Source organism: Kribbella sp. NPDC051586, from assembly GCF_044453965.1.
Taxonomy (GTDB): domain Bacteria; phylum Actinomycetota; class Actinomycetes; order Propionibacteriales; family Kribbellaceae; genus Kribbella.
The window spans coordinates 805,501-825,813 of the sequence record NZ_JBITDF010000002.1; the positions used below are offsets into that span (position 1 = coordinate 805,501).

Annotated in this window: 17 protein-coding genes; 5 read left to right on the top strand and 12 right to left on the bottom strand. The window is 68.4% G+C overall.

Annotated elements, in window-relative coordinates; all coding sequences use genetic code 11:
- Window positions 1–4: 4 nt before the first annotated feature.
- The 12 genes from ACIA58_RS14215 to ACIA58_RS14270 all read right to left on the bottom strand — a co-directional run bounded on the left by ACIA58_RS14215 (window position 5) and on the right by ACIA58_RS14270 (window position 11,557).
- Entirely contained in the window at window positions 5–1,321 is a 1,317-nt protein-coding gene (locus tag ACIA58_RS14215) for a glutamate-1-semialdehyde 2,1-aminomutase (RefSeq protein WP_396404062.1), read from the bottom strand.
- Complete coding sequence (locus tag ACIA58_RS14220) at window positions 1,318–1,866, bottom strand: dTDP-4-dehydrorhamnose 3,5-epimerase family protein (RefSeq protein WP_396404063.1); 549 nt, start codon at window positions 1,864–1,866, stop codon at window positions 1,318–1,320. Before ACIA58_RS14220 ends, ACIA58_RS14215 begins: the two co-directional genes overlap by 4 nt.
- A 4-nt stretch (window positions 1,867–1,870) precedes the next feature.
- Window positions 1,871–3,124 (bottom strand): polysaccharide pyruvyl transferase family protein, encoded by a 1,254-nt coding sequence (locus ACIA58_RS14225; protein ID WP_396404064.1) that lies wholly within the window; start codon window positions 3,122–3,124, stop codon window positions 1,871–1,873.
- Between the two features lie 2 nt (window positions 3,125–3,126).
- Window positions 3,127–4,041 carry a glycosyltransferase family 2 protein gene (locus ACIA58_RS14230; protein ID WP_396404065.1) on the bottom strand — a complete coding sequence of 305 codons (915 nt, stop codon included), beginning with the start codon at window positions 4,039–4,041 and terminating at the stop codon, window positions 3,127–3,129.
- Entirely contained in the window at window positions 4,038–5,312 is a 1,275-nt protein-coding gene (locus ACIA58_RS14235; RefSeq protein WP_396404066.1) for a hypothetical protein, read from the bottom strand. Before ACIA58_RS14235 ends, ACIA58_RS14230 begins: the two co-directional genes overlap by 4 nt.
- Before the next feature lies 1 nt (window position 5,313).
- Window positions 5,314–6,435 (bottom strand): methyltransferase C-terminal domain-containing protein, encoded by a 1,122-nt coding sequence (locus tag ACIA58_RS14240; protein WP_396404067.1) that lies wholly within the window; start codon window positions 6,433–6,435, stop codon window positions 5,314–5,316.
- 14 nt (window positions 6,436–6,449) lie between these two features.
- Window positions 6,450–7,100 (bottom strand): PIG-L deacetylase family protein, encoded by a 651-nt coding sequence (locus ACIA58_RS14245; protein WP_396404068.1) that lies wholly within the window; start codon window positions 7,098–7,100, stop codon window positions 6,450–6,452.
- On the bottom strand, window positions 7,100–7,957 hold the full coding sequence (locus ACIA58_RS14250; RefSeq protein WP_396404069.1) for a sugar phosphate nucleotidyltransferase: 858 nt from the start codon (window positions 7,955–7,957) through the stop codon (window positions 7,100–7,102). Before ACIA58_RS14250 ends, ACIA58_RS14245 begins: the two co-directional genes overlap by 1 nt.
- 27 nt (window positions 7,958–7,984) lie before the next feature.
- Window positions 7,985–9,214: a class I SAM-dependent methyltransferase gene (locus ACIA58_RS14255; protein WP_396404070.1), complete on the bottom strand. Its 1,230-nt coding sequence runs from the start codon at window positions 9,212–9,214 to the stop codon at window positions 7,985–7,987.
- The gene (locus ACIA58_RS14260; RefSeq protein ID WP_396404071.1) at window positions 9,214–10,275 is read right to left on the bottom strand and encodes an NAD-dependent epimerase/dehydratase family protein; all 1,062 of its coding nucleotides are present in this window, start codon (window positions 10,273–10,275) and stop codon (window positions 9,214–9,216) included. The genes ACIA58_RS14255 and ACIA58_RS14260 overlap by 1 nt, the downstream gene beginning before the upstream one ends.
- A gap of 287 nt (window positions 10,276–10,562) precedes the next feature.
- Window positions 10,563–11,222, bottom strand: a complete 660-nt coding sequence (locus tag ACIA58_RS14265) for a hypothetical protein (protein ID WP_396404072.1) — start codon at window positions 11,220–11,222, stop codon at window positions 10,563–10,565.
- A complete protein-coding gene (locus ACIA58_RS14270; RefSeq protein WP_396404073.1) occupies window positions 11,219–11,557 on the bottom strand; it encodes a hypothetical protein in 339 nt (112 codons plus the stop codon). The genes ACIA58_RS14265 and ACIA58_RS14270 overlap by 4 nt, the downstream gene beginning before the upstream one ends.
- 167 nt (window positions 11,558–11,724) lie before the next feature.
- Between ACIA58_RS14270 and ACIA58_RS14275 the strand changes: the two genes are divergently transcribed.
- The 5 genes from ACIA58_RS14275 to ACIA58_RS14295 are packed head-to-tail and all read left to right on the top strand — an operon-like array spanning window position 11,725 to window position 20,311.
- Complete coding sequence (locus ACIA58_RS14275) at window positions 11,725–13,047, top strand: UDP-glucose dehydrogenase family protein (RefSeq protein ID WP_396404074.1); 1,323 nt, start codon at window positions 11,725–11,727, stop codon at window positions 13,045–13,047.
- Entirely contained in the window at window positions 13,044–14,288 is a 1,245-nt protein-coding gene (locus ACIA58_RS14280) for a glycosyltransferase family 4 protein (protein ID WP_396404075.1), read from the top strand. The genes ACIA58_RS14275 and ACIA58_RS14280 overlap by 4 nt, the downstream gene beginning before the upstream one ends.
- Before the next feature lies 1 nt (window position 14,289).
- Window positions 14,290–16,209: an asparagine synthase (glutamine-hydrolyzing) gene (gene asnB, locus ACIA58_RS14285; RefSeq protein WP_396404076.1), complete on the top strand. Its 1,920-nt coding sequence runs from the start codon at window positions 14,290–14,292 to the stop codon at window positions 16,207–16,209.
- 8 nt (window positions 16,210–16,217) lie between these two features.
- Window positions 16,218–18,365: a bi-domain-containing oxidoreductase gene (locus ACIA58_RS14290; RefSeq protein WP_396404077.1), complete on the top strand. Its 2,148-nt coding sequence runs from the start codon at window positions 16,218–16,220 to the stop codon at window positions 18,363–18,365.
- The gene (locus ACIA58_RS14295; RefSeq protein ID WP_396404078.1) at window positions 18,362–20,311 is read left to right on the top strand and encodes an alginate lyase family protein; all 1,950 of its coding nucleotides are present in this window, start codon (window positions 18,362–18,364) and stop codon (window positions 20,309–20,311) included. The genes ACIA58_RS14290 and ACIA58_RS14295 overlap by 4 nt, the downstream gene beginning before the upstream one ends.
- The last annotated feature ends 2 nt before the right edge of the window (window positions 20,312–20,313 follow it).

Here is a 20,313-nt window from a genome sequence, read left to right on the forward strand (position 1 = left end):
ACCCTCACGCATACCGACGGAAGACCGGTTTCACCGGACGGCCGCCGGTCCACGGCGACGGGTCGCCGGCGTCCAGTGCCTTGCGGTACATGACGCAGGCCTGTCCGACCACGTCGACCGTGCGGGCGATGTCCTCCTCGGTCAGCGCCGCGCTCACCACGAACGACGGCCCGATCACGCCGCCGAGGATGAGCTCGCGCAGGAACAACGTCCGGTACGACTGGGACGGTTCGAGGTTCTCGTCGAGCGTCGCGAAGACCAGGTTGCTGGCCCGGCCGCGGACGACGACGTGGTCCTCGACCCCCGCGGAGGCAGCGACCTCGCGGACACCGGCCGCGAGGCTCTCGCCCACAGCGTGCAACCGTTCCACGATGCCTTCCTCGGCGTACACGTCCATCACGGCAACGGCGGCCGCGAGCGCATGCGTCTCGGCGCCGTGGGTGGTGGAGAGGAGGAAGACCCGCTCGCGTTCGTCGCGCAGTCCGCCGCGCTCCATCAGATCGCGCTTGCCTGCGAGCGCGGACACGGCGAAGCCGTTGCCGAGGGCCTTGCCGAACGAGGACAGGTCCGGCGTCACGCCGTACAGCCCCTGGGCGCCGGCCGCCGAGAAGCGGAAGCCGGTGATCGTCTCGTCGAAGATCAGCACGGCGCCGTGCCGGTGCGCCAGGTCACGCAGTCCTTCGAGGTATCCGGCCGGCGGGTCCTGCTGGGTCGCCGGCTCGAGGATGAGGCACGCAATCTGACCTTCGTGGCGGGTCAGTAGTTCTTCGGTCGCGGCCAGGTCGCCGTACGGGAAGGCCACCGTCAGGTCGGCGATCTGGTCCGGAATCCCCGCAGACATGGGTGTCCGGGCGATGAACCAGTCGTCGATGGAGAAGAACGCATGGTCGGCGCACAGGGCGACCAGCGGGCGCCCGGTGACGGCGCGCGCCAGCTTCACCGCGGCGGTGGTGGCGTCTGAGCCGTTCTTGGTGAACTTCACCATGTCCGCCGTCGGCACCGCCTCCAGGAAGCGTTCGGCCGCCTCGACCTCGATGATGCTCGGCCGGACGAAGTTGGTGCCGCGGTCGAGCTCGCGCCGTACCGCTTCCAGCACCCGCGGATGGGCATGGCCGAGGCTGACCGCGCGCAGGCCGGAGCCGTACTCGATGTACTCGTTGCCGTCGACATCCCAGACGTGTGCGCCGAGGCCGTGCGAGATCACCGGCGCCATCTCGGCCGGGTACTGGTCCTCGCCCTTGGCATAGGTGTGCGCGCCGCCCGGGACGGCCGCGCAGAGCCGGTCGTTGGCCTTGACGGAGTTGCTGAAGGACTTGGTCATGAGAGCCTCGCAGTGGCCATGGCCAGGGTCGCCGCCGCTTTGTCTCGTTCGGACATCAGGGTGACCGGCAGCGGCCAGGGAATGCCGAGGTCGGTGTCGTCGAACCGGATCGAGACGTCCTCGGACGGGTCGTGAGCCCGGTCGATGCGGTACGAGACGTCGGACGGATCGGTGAGCGCCTGGAAGCCGTGCGCACACCCCGCCGGGACGTAGACGGTGACCTGGTTGTCGCCGGTCAGGTCGAAGAACTCCGTGTTGCGGTACGTCGGTGAGTGCGGGCGGAGGTCGACGACGACGTCGAAGACCGCGCCGTAGGAGCAGCGCACCAGCTTGGCCTCACCTGCGCCCGAGCGGACGTGCATGCCGCGGACGACACCCCGGACGGACCGGGAGATGCTGTCCTGTACGAACGCGTCCGGATCGAGACCGGCCCTCGCGACCACGTCGCGGTCGAACGTACGGCTGAAGAAGCCGCGCTCGTCCACGTGCGGTGTGGGCATGAACAGCAATGCTCCGTCGATTCTCGGTACCTGGATGACGTCCATCGCTCTATTCCCCCCGCTCGCTCACCAGTGTCGCGCGGTCGCTTCCGAACAGCGCCGCGGACAGTACGTCGTACTGCTTGTCGAGCTCCGCCGCCCACTCGGCGTTCTTGGCCCGCAGCGCCGGCACGACTGCGGTCGTTCGGGCCTCGAGCGCGCGGAACTGGTCGATCAATTGCTGTACGTCGAGGCTCTGGATGTGCTGGCGGAACTCGGCCAGGCGCATCTGCTCCATGAGCACGTCGCTCTTCGTTCCATAGCTGATCGAGATCGTCGGCTTCGACAGCTTCAGCGCGGCCACCACGTTGTGGTAGCGCGAGGCAACGACCACGTCGGTGCCCGCCAGTTGCGCCATCAACTCACCGAGCGACTCGGCGGGCTCGGTCACGAGCCGCGACTCCGCCTGCTCCGGCCTGGTCCGGCGCAGATCCTCCGACACAGCCTCCACCACGGACAGATCGGACGGGTCGCCGGTGACGAGCCGGATCCGGTAGCCCTCGTCGACGAGCCAGCGGGCGAATTCCACGATCTTCGCGGTGTACGAGGCATAGATCTCGTCGGCTCGATCGCGATCGGCGTTGGTGCCGTGGTAGGCGATCACACCCAGCCCTACGGTGCGCTGGGCGCGATCGACCGGCGCCGGGTCGGCCGGCTCCGGGAGTCCGAAGGCGAGGTCGGGATAGACCTGGTCCCTGCTGGTGTCCAGGCCCATCTGCCGCATCGCGTCCCGGGAGTACTCGTCCCGGTACGAGCGGTACGACGCCAGCCGGGCGCCCCACGTGTACAGCAGGCGGACCGACCGCTCGCGCGCGACATTCGCGCCCACGTTGACGAAGGCGGTCCTCGCACCGACGATCCGGCCCGACAAAGTCATCAGGAACTGCGCGTACGGCCAGCCCCACGGCCGCATCTCCAGCGTCGTCTCGAGCACCCCCATGCCGGGCACGATCACCACGGCGTACCCGCGCAGCAGCAGCGGCATCCGGACCAGGTCCGCGACCTTGCCGAAGGCCTTGCGTGCGGCGGTCCCGAGCCGGGTGCGACCGGCACCGTGCTCCTGGTACCAGGTGATCGCGACCGCCGGGATGCCGTACTGCCGCTCGAACTCCTCCGGGCCGGCGCAGATGCAACTGATCTCCGCCTCCGGGTGCCGGGTCCGGACGAACGTGAGCATCGCGTCCAGCGAGCCGTGGTTGCCCAGGTTGCCGGATCCCAGCAGGCCGAAGAACGCGATCCGCAGTGGCTGCCGTGAGTTGTCCATGCCTACGAGACCTCCTGTGCTTGCGAACCGTCCGCGGCCGCGGTGTCCTCGATCCGGCTCCTCGATCGGCGCACCGCGCGGTCGGCCATCCAGCGGGCCAGGTGGCCGTAACACTCGCGCCGGTCGGCCGACGACAGCGGCGCGCGGCGGATCCCGCCGACGAAGCCGTTGACGTACTCCCCGACCAGCCGGACCGTGGGGTTGCGCAGGCGGTTCGCGCGTCGCGGCTCCATGTTCGCCGAGCGGGACCGCATGGTCGGCTTGGCCCGCTCGGCCCGGTCCGGGTGGTCGCGGCGGAAGAACAACTGCTCGGGCACCTGGTAGAACCGGCCGTACAGTGCGAGCTCGGCCATGATCGTCCGGTCGGAGTGGTGGTAGCTGCCGTTCAGCGGGGTACGGCGCAGGATGTCGGAGCGCATCACGCCGTAGAAGTCGTCACCACCGACGTCGAACAGCAAGCTGCGGAAGCGGTCCGGTGCGTGCGGGTTCGCCGTGTCCAGGGGGTACTTGACCTCGAGCACGATGTCTCCGGAGCCGTCGATGATCGCCTGGTAGGAGTGCGCGAGGACCAGGTAGGGGTCGTCGTCCAGCGCTTCGATGCACCGGCTCAGCAGGTCCGCACCGTACAGGTCGTCGTACGACGCCCACTTGAACAGCTCGGTGTCGGACTGCTCGAAGACGTAGTTGTGGTTCGGTGTGGCGCCGAGGTTGACCGACTGCCGGAAGTAGCTGAGCCGCGAGTCCTTGGCCAGGTACTGCCGGCAGATCTCCTCCGTCGCATCGGTCGAGGCGTTGTCGGAGATGAGCAGCTTGAAGTCTCCGTAGCTCTGCCCGAGCAGGGCGTCCAGGGACTCGGCGAGGTACTTCTCACCGTTGTAGACCGGGAGGCCGACGGTGAGCCGTGGTGCCGCGTTCATATGCTCCTCATCTCCGGAACGTCACGCTCTTGCGACGACAGCTCCGATTCCAGGTGCTTGCGTTCGTGGATCCCGCGGCGCAGCGTGAACCACCAGACGAAGATGGCGGAGAACGTCGCGCACGCTGCTCCCCAGGCGGAGCCACGGGCGCCACCGATCGCACCTCCGGTGACCCCGCCGACCAGATAGAACGACGAGGCACAGATCTGCGCCTTCAGGCTGCGCCGCGCGATCCCGAGCGCACGCAGCCCCGCGGCGGCGCCGGTGTTGAACCCGGCGAACGCCACCGACAAAGTTGCCGGTAGCACCAAAGCCGAGGCGGTCAGCCAGACCTCGCCGAGCAGCGCGTGACCCCACTCGTCGGGCAACGCGAACAGCAGCAGTAGCCCCCAGGCCAGCGCGGCCAGAGCCTGGGCGCCACCGAGCAGCAGGCAGAAGATCGGCAGCGCGCGGACCGATCGACGCAGTACCCGGGCCGCCTCCGGCACTGCGACCAGTCCGACGCCGGACAGCACGATGAAGAACGGACCCAGCAGCATCTCCGCGCCGCGCACGGTTCCGACCGCGGCAACCCCCGCGAACGCGCCGAGCCCGTACATCCGAAGCTGGTACGCGCCGCTCAGCGTCACGTTCTCGGTCAGGTATCGCAGGCCGAGATCGCGGTGGTCCCGCAGCCAGTGCCGCGCCCACGACACCCGCGGCACGACGCCTGCCTGTACTCCGCTGACCAGTGCCGCGAAGGCACCCGCAGCGCCCCAGGCCAGGACGAAGTTGGTCACACTCGCGTGGTGCGAGGCCAGGTACAGCAGCGGAACCAGACCGAGCGCCCAGGTGATGTCGCTGACGAACGCCTTACCGCCCTGCCCGGACGCGAAGAATGCGAACCGCCAGCTGTCCTGCAGCATCAGTCCGGGCAACACGATGCCCAGGGCAATGAACGCCGCACCGGTCCGGCCGCCGAGCGCTGCTCCGATCGCGGCACAGACCGCGCCCATCATGACGCCCACCACGATCGCGATCCCGGATGAACTGGCGACAGCCGTCCGCCAGACCGGGCGGTCGACACCGCTGAAGCGCACCGCCAGCGGATCGGTCGCGAGACCGCGCGAGATGTTCAGCACCACGCCGTACGTCACCCACGCCAGGCTGAACGCACCGAACTCGAGCGCGCCGAGCGAGCGGGCGACGATGATGCCCACCAGGAAGCTGACCAAGCTGGTTACCGCCTGGTCAGCCAGTCCCCAGGTGAGTCGGCGCAGTACTCCGCGCATGTCAGCGGCCCATCTCGTGCGGTTCAGGCAGCGGAACCAGGTAGGTGGCGCCCCAGCCGCCGTCTGCTTCGAGTTGCGCGACGATCTCGTCGGCGATGTCCCACGTCAGCACGAGGACGACGTCCGGCCGCGCGGCCTTCAGCTCGTCGATCGGGCGGATCGGCACCAGACACGCACCGGGGATCCGGCGGCCGTGTTTGCCCGGCGCCAGATCGACGGTGAACGGCAGGAGATCCGTCGTTACGCTGCTCAGGTCCAGCAGCACCGGCGCCTTGGACGGCGCGCCGTACCCGAGAACCGTGCGGCCGGCGGCCTTGTGCCGGACCAGCTCTTCGTGCAGTGCGCCGGCCGCGTGCCGGGCGGCCTCGTGCAGGCTGCCGAGCTGGACCTCGTCGGCGATCCCGGCCGCTTCCTCGTCGTCCAGCACCACGTCGACGGACGCGTCCGGCCGGGCGTCGACCGTGTGCCGCAGCATCGCCATCAGGCTGCCGCCGTACATCTCGACCTGCTTCACCGACTCGATGGTCAGACCGTGCAGCGCGGCGAGGTTCTGCAGTGCGCGCAGCGAGACGTACGCCCAGTGACCGTGGCGGATCGTGTCGAACTGGTTGCCGATGAACAGCGGCAGCAGGTGGTGGAACTCCATCACCAGCAGGCCGCCCGGCGCGAGCCGATCCGCCCGCAGCTTCAGCGAGTCGCCGTACTGCGGCTCGTGCACGATGCCGTGGACGTCGACGACCAGCTCGGCCTTCTCGCCGTCACCCGCGAGCCGGCAGCCGGCGGCGTAGAGATGGTCGAGCCACGAGCCTCCGTGCGGACTGCCGAACTCGAACACCAACCCGCCGCTCAGCTCCGGGTAGTCGCCGAGAAGCTCCTTGACCGAAGCCTCCGCATGCGCCCGGCTGGTCGCCGACTCGACGGCCAGCGGCTCCTCGGCCAGCTGCGCCTCCACCGGGCCGAGCTGCACGAGCGTGCACTCCCGGCACAGCCAGAGCGCCAGCGGCCAGCGCGGATCCGGGCCAGGGTTGTCGGCCGGCGGGAAGTAATCGGCGAGCGGCTGATGGCCGATGTCCACCACGGGTACGACGTTGTCCGCGCCGCACCCACGACAGTTGAAGCTCACCGCATCCCCCTCGTTCACCATGTCAGCGTGCCCTTGGCCGTGGTGAAGGCTTCGGCGTACATCGCCCGGCACTCCATCCCGCGCAGGCGGGCCAGTCCGGAGAAGACCTCTTCGTCGAACCAGTCGTGCGGGACCTGGGACGGGTAGGCCTTGTGCAGCAGCGCGACCTTGTCCCGCAGCTGCTCCTCGGTGAGCTCGACGTACAGCCACGGCCGGCTGATGTCGCCGTCCCACTTCGGGATCTCGTAGTGCAGCACCAGGTGGCTGCGCCACACCGTCGGCGCCAGCTCGGCGATCAGCCGGTGGTCCTGGTGCGCGTCGTGCTTGCTCGGGGCAAACACCAGGTCGGGGCGCCGGCTCCCCCGAGCCGTTGCCTCGAGCAACTCCTTGGTCTGGTTCCAGTACGCCGGCAGCCGTCCGTCCGGCAGCTCGGCCGAGGTGACACTGACCTCGCACTCCGGCAGGAACAGCTCCGCCGCGCGGCGGGCCTCCTCCAGGCGCAGCGGCGTACCGGTCGCGATCACGAACTCGGCGGTGAGCTCCGGCACCGACTCGGCCAGCTTCAGCAGCGTGCCGCCGCAGCCGATCTCGATGTCGTCCGGATGGGCGCCGAGGGCAACCAGGTGGACCGGCCCGTCGATCAGGCCGAGCTGGAACGGAAGCATCAGATCGCCACCACTACCGGTCCGTCCGACTCCGGCGCCTTGACGACCTTGTCCATGATCCGGCCGTTGTGCTCACGGGCCTCGTGGCTCCACAGCGCCCACGGCTTCTTGCCCGACCGGTACAGCTCCTCGAGCTGACTGCGCTCCTTCAACGTGTCCATCGGCGCCCAGAACCCGTGGTGCGGGATCGCCTCCAGCTTGCGCATCGCGGCGAGCCGCGGGAACGCGTCCCCGACCAGGTCCTCGTCCTCGTGCAGGACGTCGAAGATGTCCTTCTTGATCACGAAGTACCCGCCGTTGATCCACGCGTTCAGATCGGCCGCCGACCGCAACCCGGTGACCCGGGAGTCGGTGCCGAACTCGACCACGTGGAACGAGGCCTGCGGCGGTACCGCGAGCAGGCTGGCGGTGATGTCGCTGGTCATCACGTGATCGACGATCTTGTCCATCGGCGCGTCGGTCAGCACGTCACCGTAGTTGGCCAGGAACGCGTCGTCGTCCTCGAGGTACGGACGCACCCGGCGCAGCCGTTCACCGATGCTGGTGTTGATCCCGGTGTCGACGAAGGTGATCTTCCACTCGCTGATGTCGGAGTCGAGCAGCTCGATTCGCTGGCCGCCCTTGGTCATCACGAAGTCGTTCGAGACCGTCTCCTCGTAGCGCAGGAAGTACTCCTTGACCGCGGACCCCCCGAAGCCCAGGCACAGGATGAACTCGGTGTGGCCGAAGTGTGCGTAGTACCGCATCACGTGCCACAGGACCGGCCGGTCGCCGATCGTCATCATCGGTTTCGGTGCGGAGTCGACGCCGCTGCGCATCCGCAGCCCGAACCCCCCGCAGAAGATCACGACCTTCATCTGACTTCCTTCCCCCCAAACCCTGTTTCAGATCACTTCGAGCTGCGGGATGGGTACGACGAACTTCGCGCCCCACTCCCGTGCGTAGCCGAGCTGGTGGACGATCTCCGCGCGCAGGTTCCACGGCAGGATCACGATGTAGTCGGGGCGCGTCTCGGCCAGGCGCTCCGGGGCGAAGATCGGGATGTGCGTACCGGGCAGGTACATCCCGTGCTTGTGCGGGCTGCGGTCGACCGTGTACGACAGCAGGTCCTCGCGGATGCCGCAGTGGTTCAGCAGCGTGTTCCCCTTGCCAGGAGCGCCGTACCCGGCCACCGACTTGCCGTCGCGGCGGGCCTGGATCAGGAACTCCAGCAGATCGGACTTGATCGCGAACACCTCGTCGGCGAAGCCCAGGTGGCCCTCGACCGTGTGCAGGCCGGCGTCCTTCTCGTCCTGCAGCACCTTGTCGACCAGCTCGGTCGGCTCACCGGCGGTCTCGATCGGCGTGCTGAACAGCCGCAGCGACCCGCCGTGGCTCGCCAGCTCCTGCACGTCGACGACTTTCAGGCCGGCCTTCTCCAGCGCCAGCGCGGCGGTCTTCAGCGTCAGGTACTGGTAGTGCTCGTGGTAGATCGTGTCGTACTGGCGACGCTCAATCAGCCGCAGCAGGTGCGGGAACTCCAGCGACACCAGCCCGTCGTCCTTCACCAGTGCGCGCAGGCCCTTCGCGAAGTCGACGATGTCCGGTACGTGCGCGAACACGTTGTTGCCGACGACAAGGTCCGCCTGACCGTGCCGCGCCGCCGCGTCCTTGCCGGTCTCCTCGCCGAGGAAGTAGCTCTCGGTGCGGATGCCGTTCTCGTTGGCGATCTTGGCGATGTTCGCGGCCGGCTCGATGCCGAGCACCGGGATGCCCAGGGCCGTCGCGTGCTGCAGCAGGTAGCCGTCGTTGCTGGCGGCCTCGACGATCAGGCTCTCCGCGCCGAGGTCGAGCCGCTCCTGCATGTCGACGACGAACCGGCGGGCGTGCTCCACCCAGCTGGTCGAGTACGACGAGAAGTACAGGTAGTCGCTGAACACGTCGTCCGCGGCGACGTACGCCGGGAGCTGGACGAGCAGGCAGCTGTCGCAGATCCGTACGTGCAGCGGGTAGAACGTCTCACCGCTGTCGAGCTGGTCCGCGCGCAGGTAGCTCTCGCACGGCGGCGACATGCCGAGGTCGACGAACGTGCGGGTCAGCTCCGCACCGCAGATGCGGCACAGGTTCGAGTCCATCACTGCATCTCCTTCGGTCCGGGGAACTGCTGGTCGGTCTGCCGCCGCAGCTGGCCGTCGACGAGACCGGCGCCGAGCAGCTGCTGGATCCGGCGCAGGCGGACGAACTGGGCGGAGTTGAAGTCGTCGAGCGTGAGGCCGTGCCGCTGGTAGGCGGCGTACAGCTCCTCGACGCCCTTGCGGACCGTCCACTGCAGCTTCAGCTCCGGGAACGTCTCGTTGAGCTTGCTGAAGTCGACCTTGTAGTTGCGCAGGTCCGGGCCGGCGCCCTCGGCGATCGACAGCGTCGAGCCGGGCACGGCCTCGCGGACCATCTCGGCGATGTCGCGGACCTGGACGACGTCCTCGGACCGGCCGACGTTGAACGCCTCGTCGTGGATCGTCTCGCGCGGCGACTCCAGCACGGTCAGGAACGCCCGGCTGATGTCCTCGATGTGGACCAGCGGGCGCCACGGCGTGCCGTCGCTCTCCAGCCGGACCTGGCCGGACGTCAGCGCGATCGCGGTCAGATTGTTGACGACGATGTCGAGCCGCAGCCGGGTCGACGCGCCGTACGCGGTCGCGTTGCGCAGGTACGTCGGGCTGAAGGTGTCGTCGGCAAGCTTCGACAGCTCCTGCTCCGCCAGCGCCTTCGTCTCGCCGTACGCCGTGACCGGGAACATCTCGGCGTCCTCACCGACCGCCTCGGAGCCGGCCGCGCCGTACAGGCTGCACGACGACGCGAACAGGAACCGCTCGACGCCAGCGTCCTTGGCGGCCTGCGCGACGTTCAGCGTGCCGTCCAGGTTGACCGAGTACGTCGCGGCCTTGTCCAGGTTGCCGAGTGGATCGTTCGACAAGGCAGCCAGACAGACCACCGCGTCGTACCCCTCGAGCTCCCGCGCGGTCACGTCCCGCATGTCCCGCGGCGCCCGGTTCCCGATCGGATCCGGCCCGCCCAGCAGGTCACACCCCTCGTACAACCCGGTGTCCAGCCCGTCCACCTGATGCCCGGAATCCCGCAGGAACGGCACCATCACGGCCCCGATGTATCCCCGATCCCCGGTGACCAGAACCCTCATCCGCTTCCCCTCACCCCAGCGCAGTCCCCTGTCGCCCAATACAGATCACCCGGACAAGCCCCTGATACAGCCAATTTCAGAGCCCCCCGACCCGCTGACCCTCCGTACCCACCCCCTCACCACCCCGTGGCCAACCTTTCGTCGCCGGCCGTGCCTCATCCACCGAGTCGTGCCGAATGGCTGACACCTCGATCCCCGAGTCGTGAATCGAGGTCCCTCTCCGCAGCCATATCCCACGAGTCGACAACCGTGAACGTCATCGAGTCCGACGAGGCAGGGGGCGAAGGTCAGCGGTCGCGTGACTTGGCCGCCCCGGGGCCAGGCGGTCGATTGACGTTCGCCTCCGGCACAGAGGCCGGCTTCGGCGCGCTCCCAGCGGCCGGGCTGTCGCGCAGGATCTGGTGAAGGACGTCCTGCGGCATCGGCAATCGGTGCGGGGTGGTCTGTGCGCCGGGGCGCTGGGGGCCGACCTGCGGACGGCCGCCACCGACCAAGCCGTGGAGGTTTCGGTCCTGCTGGCCGCGGATCCGACCCAAGCGGTCGCCGGCGATCGCGGCCGGATCGTCGCGTCGATGGTTGAAGGCCACGATCTGGCGCACCGGCTGCGCGTTCGGGTCTCGTACCACTCGGCCGTCCTCGACCTTGGGCAGCGGGTCGAACTCGCGATAGACGATCCGGTGCGACGGCCGGGGGCGGTCACGCGTACCGCCTTCGTTGAAGACGTCCACCTTGATCTCCGCGGCGTCCCGGAGGTCGTGCGACGAGGGACCGTAGCTGAGCTGCTTGCCGATGTAGTCGCCCTCACGGCCCTCGCGGAGTGCCGTCATTGCCTCCCGGAACGCCTCGAACTCCCGGCCAGCGTCACTGCTCGGGTCGTCCTTCCAGGCCGCGTGCAGCCGGCTGACCTCCTGCCGAAGCTCGGGGTGCACGACCAGCCGGTAGCTCACCGCTTGTCACCGCCGCCCTCCTCCTCGTCCAATCCCCACTCGCGCAGCATGTCGTCGTACGGCACGTAGTCCTCGGGACGAGCCTTCGCCAGTCGTTCGCGGGTGATCTCCTGCATGCGGCGGTCGGTCTCGGCGTCTTCCTTCAGGGTTTCGTACTCGGACCACTGGTCGAAGGTGATGACTACGCCCTCGGGCCGGGGCTGATCGCCGAAGAAGACCGGTTCGGTGTTGCCGGAGCGGAAGAGTTCGAGGACGCGGGCGAGGCTCTGGCCGACGGTGGCCGTGTCGATCACGCGGACGCGGTCGCCGTTCGGGAGGTCGTACAGGGCTTCCATGGTTGCTCCGATATCGGGAGGGCCGGACACGTTGCGTGATCCAGGATAGGTTCTGGCGAATTTTCTGGGGGGAGATTTCCACAGGGGTGTATCAGCGTGGCTGGTTGTTCGCTCTCATGGGCGCTGCGGACGTGGGGATGCCGCGTCATGAGCCTGTGGGGGGCGTTATGAAGGTTGCCGTGTTCGGCTTGGGGTACGTCGGATCGGTTACGGCCGCGTGCCTGGCGGCCGCCGGCCACGACGTCTGGGGGGTCGATGTCGACACCGCGAAGGTGGATCCGATCACTCAGGGACACAGCCCGGTGGTCGAGCCAGGTCTGGACGAGCTGGTGGCGGCGGGTGCGACCTCGGGTCGCCTGCACGCGACCACCGATCCACGGGTTGCGCTGGAGCGGGCCGATGTCTCGCTGATCTGTGTCGGTACGCCGTCCACACCGGCGGGCAGCACTGATCTCACCTACATCAAACGCGCGGTCCGCGACATCGCCGAGGCCGCGCGGACCGTCGTACGGCCGGCGTCGGGCTTCCACAGCATCGTCGTCCGCTCGACCGTGCCGCCAGGGACCGTCGACGAGGTGGTCGAGAAGGTGCTGGCCGACGTGCCGCCGCCGGAGGGCCTCACCTTCGGTACGGCGATGTGCCCGGAGTTCCTGCGCGAAGGATCCGGCCTGGCCGACTTCTACGCGCCGCCGTTCGTCGTCGTCGGCACCCGCAATCCGAAGGTCGGTACCGCTCTGACCGACCTGTTCGGCTTCCTGGGCACTGCGGTGGAGATCGTCGACGTCCGTACGGCGGAGGCGCTCAAGTACGCCTGCAACGCGTTCCACGCCACCAAGGTCTCGTTCGCGAACGAGATGGGCCGGATCTTCCGGCACTTCGGCGTCGACTCGCGCGAGGTGATGAAGATCTTCGTCCAGGACACCAGCCTGAACATCTCGCCGTACTACCTGAAGCCCGGCTTCGCCTTCGGCGGCTCCTGCCTCCCGAAGGACCTGCGCAGCGTCCTGCACCTGGCGCGGATGAACGACACCGAACTCCCGCTGCTGGCCGGCACGCTGGCCACCAACGAGCGCAGCGTCCGCGACGTCGTCGACCGCGTGATCGCCGGCCCCGGTCGCGAGATCGCCCTGCTCGGCCTCAGCTTCAAGCACGCGACCGACGACCTGCGCGAGAGTCCGAACGTCGAGCTGGCCGAACGCCTCATCGGCAAGGGCTACAACCTGCGCATCTATGACGCGATCGTGAACCCGATCCGCCTGGTCGGCGCGAACCTGCGGCACGTGCAGTCGAAGCTCCCGCACCTGCAGCGCGTCCTGACCGACGACCCGGCCGCGGCCCTCAAGGGCGCCGACCTGGCCATCGTCTCGGCCACCGACAACGCCGCGATCAACGCCCTGCTGGACGCGCCGCCGGCGCGGACGATCGACCTGATCGGCCGGCTCGGCGCCGACGTCGAGGGGCTGCCCGGATACGAAGGAGTGGGCTGGTGAGCGGCCCGCGCGTCCTCATCATCATCCAGAACCTCTGGGTGCCGTTCGACCGCCGCGTCTGGCTGGAGTGCCAGGCGCTGGTGGCGTCCGGGTACGACGTGACGGTCGTCTGCCCGAAGGGTCCGGGCGACCCGGCGTACGAGGTCATCGACGGCGTCACCGTGCACAAGTACAAGGCCTACGCGCCGGGCGGCAGCAAGGTCAGCTTCGTCTGGGAGTACGCGTACTCGTTCCTGCTGACGCTGCGGCTGGTCTTCCGCGCCCGCAAGGCCGGCAAGTTCCGCGTGCTGCAGGCCTGCAACCCGCCGGACATCTTCTGGCCGATCGCGATGCTGCTGCGCCGCCTCGACGGGACGAAGTTCGTCTTCGACCACCACGACCTGTGCCCGGAGCTGTTCCAGTCCCGCTTCGGTGGTACGACGAGCCTGCCGTACAAGGGCCTGCGGTTCCTCGAGCGGACGACGCACCGCACGGCCGACCACGTGACGTCGACGAACGACTCGTACCGCCGGATCGCGATCACCCGCAGCGGCAAGGCGAACCACGACGTGACCGTCGTCCGCACCGGCCCGGACCCGGACCGGCTGCAGCGCGACCCTGCCGCGGTCGACGACTCGCTCCGCCGCGGCCACCGCTACCTGGTCACGTACATCGGCGTGATGGGCCCGCAGGACGGCGTCGACATCGTCGTCCGGGCGGCCGATCATATTGTCAACAATCTGCAGCGGACCGATATCGCGTTCACGCTGATGGGCGGCGGCGACTCGTTCGACGAGGTGGTCGCGTTGCGGGACGACCTCGGCCTCAGGGACTACATCGAGTTCACCGGCCGGGTGCCGGACGAGACGGTGCGCGCGGTGATGTCGACCGCCGACATCGGCCTGTCCCCCGACCCGAAGAATCCGCTCAACGACGTGTCGACGATGAACAAGACCATGGAGTACATGGCCTTCGAGCTCCCCGTCGTCGCGTTCGACCTGATCGAGACGAAGGTCTCCGCCGCGGACGCCGCGGTGTACGTCGAGCCGAACGACGTGGCGCAGTACGGCGAGGCAATCGTCGAGCTGCTCGACGACGAGGTACGCCGGCGCCGGATGGGCAAGCTCGGCCGGGAGCGCGTCGAGCGGGTGCTGGCGTGGAAGCACCAGCAGAAGGCCTACCTGCAGGTGTACGACGCCCTGACCGGTCACGTCAGCCACATCGCTGACGTCGGCCACGTCACGAACGCGACGGGATCCTGAGGTGTGCGGCATCGCCGGCTGCTACCAGCAGCACGACGGTTTCGCGCTCGCCGAGGCGATGAGCGACCGGATCGCGCACCGCGGTCCGGACGCCGATCGGGTGTACGCGTTCGACGAGGGTGACGTGCGGGCGTTCCTCGCGCATCGTCGATTGTCGATCATCGACCTGTCGGCCGAGGCCGACCAGCCGTTCAGCAAGCGCGGCCTGACCATCTGCTACAACGGCGAGCTCTACAACTACAAGGAACTGCGCGCCGAGCTGTCCAAGGCCGGCGTCGGCTTCCGCACCAACGGCGACACCGAGGTGGTGCTGGAAGCCTGGCGCCGCTGGGGCACGGACGCGCTCAAGCGGTTCCGGGGCATGTTCGCGTTCGCGATGCTCGACGAGGACAGCGGCAGCATGTACCTGGCCCGCGACCCGCTCGGCATCAAGCCGCTGTACTTCCTGCGCCGTCAGGGCGGCGTGGTCTTCGCGTCCGAGCTGAAGGCGCTCGTCACGGCCGTCGGGTCCGAACTGCGGACCGAGCCCGGCGCGCTGATCGCGTCGATGCTCTATTACTGGCTGCCCGAGCAGCGCTGCGCGATCGACGGGGTGGAGAAGCTTCCGCCGGGTTCGTGGGCCGAGTTCCGGCCGGACGGCAGCAGCCGGCACGAGATGTACTGGCGGGTGACCGACGTCGCGACCGAGGCCGCGGCCGGCCCGCGCGCCGACCTGCGCACGATCATCGAGGAGTCGGTGGCCGCGCACATGGTCGCCGACGTACCGGTCTCTACGTTCCTCAGCGGCGGGCTGGACTCCAGCCTGGTGACCGTGCTGGCCAAACGTATGGATCCGAGCGTCGACTCGTACACGATCACGTTCCGGGCGCAGGACCAGAAGCTCGAGGCGATGCCCGACGACGCGATCTACGCGCGGAAGGTGGCGCAGCAGTTCGGTATCGACCTGCACGAGATCGAGATCGCTCCGGATGTCGTCGAGCTGCTTCCGCGGATCGTCGACATCCTCGATGAGCCGATCGGCGACCCGGCCGCGATCAACACGCTGCTGATGTGCGACACCGCGCGGGACGCCGGCGTGAAGGTCCTGCTGTCCGGGATGGGCGCCGACGAGCTGTTCGGCGGTTACCGCAAGCACCTCGCGTGTGTGATGGGAGCCCAGTACCAGCAGCTCCCCGGCGTACTGCGGAACGGCGTGATCGGGCCCGCGGTACGACGGTTGCCGGTCACGGTAAACGGTCGTGGGCTGCGGTACGCGCGCTGGGCCAAACGGTTCGAGACGTTTGCGAACCTGCCTGAGGAGACGGCGTTCCGGCGCAGCTACACGATGTACGACGGGGATCAGCTGGCCGGGCTGTTGAGCCCGGACCTGGAGCCGTACGTCGGCAAGCTGCTGTCCGAGCACGCCGACATCTACCACGACACCACGCTGGACGATCACGTCAACCGGATGTGCCTGGCGGACTCGCGGATGTTCCTGCCCGGGCTGAACCTGGCCTACACGGACCGGTCCAGCATGGCGGCGTCGACCGAGGTACGGACGCCGTTCGTGGACCCGATCGTGGCGCGCGCGGCGTTCTCGATCCCGGGCAGCGAGAAGATCCACCGCCGGGTCAGCAAGCTGGCGTTGAAGAAGGCGGCCGAGGCGTGGCTGCCGAAGGAGATCATCTACCGGCCGAAGGCGTCGTTCAGTGCGCCGTTGCGCGCGTGGGTGCGGAACGACCTGCGCGAGCTCGTCGACGACACGCTGCTGCGCGGTGAACTGGTCGGCAGCGGGTTCCTGCAGCGGGCCGCCGTACAGAAGCTCGTCGACGACGAACGGGCCGGGCGCGAGGACTACTCGAAGCAGATCTGGCAGTTGCTGACGCTGGAGACCTGGACCCGCCACATGCGGTCGCTGGGCGTGACCATCACCTCTTTGTAAGGACGGACATGAAGCAGGTTGCACAGAACTACAAGTCCGGTGAGCTGGCTGTGCTGGACGTGCCTCCGCCCACCTGTGCGCCCGGTGGCGTGCTGATCCGTTCGCTGTACTCGCTGATCTCGACCGGCACCGAGCTGATGAAGGTCGGCGAGGCGAAGCTGTCGCTGGTCGGCAAGGCGAAGGCGCGGCCCGATCAGGTGCGGAAGGTGCTGGACTCCGTTGCGCAGCAGGGCGCGCTGAACACCTACAAGAAGGTGATGAACAAGCTCGACTCGTACACGCCGCTCGGGTACTCGCTGTGCGGTGTGGTTGTCGAGGTGGGAGCTGGTGCGGAGGAGTTCAGCGTCGGGCAGCTGGTCGCCGCGGCGGGGAACGAGTTCGCCTTGCATGCGGAGTACAACTGGGTGCCGCTGAACCTGTGCGTGCCGGTGCCGGACGGAGTGCCGGCCGAGCAGGCCGCGTTCTCGACCGTTGGCGCGATCGCGATGCAGGGCGTGCGGCAGGCTGAGGTACAGCTTGGCGACACGGCTGTCGTGATCGGGCTCGGTCTGGTCGGGCAGCTCGTGGTGCGGTTGCTGGTCGCGGCCGGGGTGCGGGTGTTCGGGATCGACATGGTCGAGGACCGCTGCCGGATGGCGGAGAAGGCCGGCGCGCTCGCTTGCTCGTCCGCGGACGAGGCCGGGATCGCGTCGCTCGAGCGGTCGTTGCTCGAGGCATCGAATGGTCTCGGGGCGGACCGGATCCTGCTGGCCGCCGGTGGTCACTCCAACGGTCCGGTCGAGACGGCTGCGCGGTTGGCGCGGGACCGTGCTCGCGTGGTCGACATCGGCAAGACCAAGCTGGACCTGCCGTGGAACGCGTACTACGACAAGGAGCTCGACGTACGGTTCTCGCGTTCGTACGGGCCCGGGCGGTACGACGACCGGTACGAACTCCAGGGCATCGACTACCCCGCCGGCTACGTCCGCTGGACCGAGCGCCGCAACCTCGAGTGCTTCATCGACCTGATCGCCCGCGAACAGATCGACGTAGGCAGCCTGATCGCCAACACCTTCCCCATCGCCGACGCCACCGACGTCTACCAGCAACTGAGCACCGGCGCCCTCCCCGGCGTCGGCTTCCTCTTCGAGTATCCCGACGTACCGCAGCAAGAGGCGGCACCCGCGGCAACAGTTGCCAAACCCGGGAGCCCGACCACTGGATCCGTCCGCTTCGGGTTCATCGGGGCGGGCAACTATGCGTCGAGCATGCTGCTGCCGAACCTGCAGAAGGATGAAAATGCAGTACTGGCTCGGGTGGCGACCAACAAGTCGTTGTCGGCGGCCAATGCTCAGCGGCGGTTCGGGTTCGAGCAGATCTCGACGGATGCGCAGGAGGTGCTCTCCGACGACAGCCTCGACGCGGTGTTCGTGGTGACGCGGCACAGTTCGCACGCGGACCTTGCCTGCCGGGCGCTCGAGACGGGGAAGGCGGTATTCGTCGAGAAGCCGTTGGCGTTGACGGATGAGGAGCTGGACCGCATCGTCGCCACGGTTGATGCCACTGGCAACGATCGGCTGATGGTCGGGTTCAACCGGCGGTTCGCCCCGCTGCTCACCGACCTGAAGACGCGCTTCGGCGACCACGGCGGCAGCTACTCGCTGCGCTACCTCGTGAACGCCGGCAAGCTGGACTCCACCAGCTGGTACCTCGACGCCGGCAAGGAAGGCACCCGGTTCGCCGGCGAGGGCGGGCACTTCATCGACACCCTGACCTGGTGGCTGAACAGCCTCCCGACCGAGGTGTACGCCGTACCCGGACCCGACACCGGCGACGTCGTCGTCACGCTCCGGTTCGCCGACGGTTCGGTCGGCACGATCAACTACGTCGCCGGCGGCAACTCGCGCTTCCCGAAGGAGACGCTCGACATCACCGGCGGCGGCCGCAATGCCCGCCTGGACAACTTCCAGAGCGCGTCGGTGTGGACCGGCCGCAAACCGTCGACGAAGAAGTCCCGCAGCACCGACAAGGGCCAGCAGACCGAGCTGGCACAGTTCGTCGCCGCGGTGAAGTCAGGCGGCCCGATGCCGATCTCCTTCGACGAGCTCGTCGCCACCACCCGCGCCACCATCGCCGTCGACCGGAGCCTGGCATCAGGAAAGCCGGAGAAGGTGTGAGCCGCCAGCCCCTGGGCTGGTACGTCCGCCGTCTGCGCCGGATGTCCCCCACCGAACTCATCTCGCGCGCTCGCGATACCGGACGTCGTTCTGCCTGGGCCTACCAACAGGTCAGGCCCGGGCAGGACGTGAAAACAGATCTACCCGTGCGCAAGGAGCTGACCTTCGGTACGACGCTCCCCACGCACACGGCCTGCGCCGTACCGGAGGATGCCCGCAAGGCCGTGATCCGCACGGCCGACGCGATCCTGGCCGGCAACCTCGAGGTCCTCGGCGTCGACCGGACCGACCTGAAGCAGCCGGACTGGTTCCGCGACCCGGCCACGGGCCGGCGGTCGGACCCCGCGCAGTACGTCTTCAAGCTGAACCACCGCAACGAGGAAGCGGTCGGCAACATCAAGCAGGTGTGGGAGCTGTCCCGCCACCACCACCTGACCCAGCTGGCCGCCGCCTGGTTCCTGACCCACGACGACCGGTACGCCGAACGCGTCGCCGACCACCTGACCGACTGGTGGCGTGCGAACCCGTTCCTGTCCGGCGTGCACTGGGCCAGCGGTATCGAGATCGGCATCCGGCTGATCAGCTGGACCTGGATCCGCCGCCTGCTGAACGACTGGCCGGAGATCACCGACCTGTTCGAGCACAACGAACTGGCGCTCCGGCAGATCTACTGGCATCAGCGCTACCTCGCCGCGTTCCGGAGCCACGGGTCCTCGGCCAACAACCACGTCATCGCCGAGGCCGCAGGTCAGCTCGTCGCAGCCTGTGCGTTCCCCTGGTTCACCAAGAGCTCCCGCTGGCGCCAGGACGCGGCTGCCCTGCTGGAGAAGGAGCTCGACGCCAACACCTTCCCCTCCGGTGTGAACCGCGAGCTGGCCACCGACTACCACCGCTTCGTCTCCGAGCTCGGTCTGTACGCCGCTCTCGAAGCAGACTGGTCCGGTCACCCACTCGGCCAGCACACGTGGGCGCTGCTGACCCGCACGGTCGACGTAGCTGCGGCAATCGTCGACAACACACTCCGGCCACCACGCCAGGGTGACGACGACGAGGGCATGGTTCTCGTCCTCGATCCACCAGACATCCACCACTGGTCCGCGTTCCTGTCGCTCGGCGCAGCAGCAGTCGGCGCAGCGCCCTGGTGGCCGGACAGCCCGCCAACTGCGACCTCGTTCATCGTCGGCTCGCTCGTCAAGGCTGGGCAGCCGGACCGCCCCGCCGTACGACCGGACCACTTCGAGGACGCCGGTCTGACCATTCTGCGCAGCAACGACGCCGGTCCGGAGATCTGGTGCCGTGGCGACGCCGGTCCGCACGGCTTCCTGTCCATCGCCGCGCATGCGCACTCCGACGCTCTCTCGCTCGAGGTCCGCGTCGACGGCGTCGACATCCTCGCCGACCCCGGCACGTACTGCTACCACGGCGAAGAGGAGTGGCGGAACTACTTCCGCTCCACGATCGCCCACAACACCGTCGAGGTCGCGAGCACCGAACAGTCCACCGTGGGCGGCCCGTTCCTCTGGCTGCGCGGCGCGACCGGCAAGGTACGCCGCCACGCTCCGAACACCTGGGACGCCGAGCACGACGGCTACCAGGTCGGCGAGACACCGGTCACGCACCGGCGGACCGCAGTACTCGACGATGGCGTACTGCGGGTGGAGGATCGGCTGGATGTGGCGTCCGACGTACGGATTGCCTGGCATCTGGGACCGGAAGTGTCCGTCGAGCTGGACGAGTCGACCGGACGGCTGGAGTGGCCCACCGGCTCCGCTGTCGTCGAGCTTCCGGCCGGATTGACCTGGACAGCGCACCATGGTGGCGACGATCCGTTGCTGGGCTGGTACTCACCGCGATTCGGCCACAAGGTGCCGATCACGACCCTGATCGGGACCGGAAACCTGCCCGCGGAGCAGCCCGCGGTGAGCACCTTCCGATTCCGGTCCTGATC

Bases quoted from the DNA above. Each gene is read 5' to 3' on its own strand.
- ACIA58_RS14230 (WP_396404065.1), bottom strand. From the start codon at position 4,041: ATGAACGCGGCACCACGGCTCACCGTCGGCCTCCCGGTCTACAACGGT.
- ACIA58_RS14225 (WP_396404064.1), bottom strand. From the start codon at position 3,124: ATGGACAACTCACGGCAGCCACTGCGGATCGCGTTCTTCGGCCTGCTG.
- ACIA58_RS14290 (WP_396404077.1), top strand. From the start codon at position 16,218: ATGAAGCAGGTTGCACAGAACTACAAGTCCGGTGAGCTGGCTGTGCTG.
- ACIA58_RS14255 (WP_396404070.1), bottom strand. From the start codon at position 9,214: ATGGACTCGAACCTGTGCCGCATCTGCGGTGCGGAGCTGACCCGCACG.
- ACIA58_RS14245 (WP_396404068.1), bottom strand. From the start codon at position 7,100: ATGCTTCCGTTCCAGCTCGGCCTGATCGACGGGCCGGTCCACCTGGTT.
- ACIA58_RS14260 (WP_396404071.1), bottom strand. From the start codon at position 10,275: ATGAGGGTTCTGGTCACCGGGGATCGGGGATACATCGGGGCCGTGATG.
- ACIA58_RS14215 (WP_396404062.1), bottom strand. From the start codon at position 1,321: ATGACCAAGTCCTTCAGCAACTCCGTCAAGGCCAACGACCGGCTCTGC.
- ACIA58_RS14220 (WP_396404063.1), bottom strand. From the start codon at position 1,866: ATGGACGTCATCCAGGTACCGAGAATCGACGGAGCATTGCTGTTCATG.
- ACIA58_RS14235 (WP_396404066.1), bottom strand. From the start codon at position 5,312: ATGCGCGGAGTACTGCGCCGACTCACCTGGGGACTGGCTGACCAGGCG.
- ACIA58_RS14275 (WP_396404074.1), top strand. From the start codon at position 11,725: ATGAAGGTTGCCGTGTTCGGCTTGGGGTACGTCGGATCGGTTACGGCC.
- ACIA58_RS14250 (WP_396404069.1), bottom strand. From the start codon at position 7,957: ATGAAGGTCGTGATCTTCTGCGGGGGGTTCGGGCTGCGGATGCGCAGC.
- ACIA58_RS14270 (WP_396404073.1), bottom strand. From the start codon at position 11,557: ATGGAAGCCCTGTACGACCTCCCGAACGGCGACCGCGTCCGCGTGATC.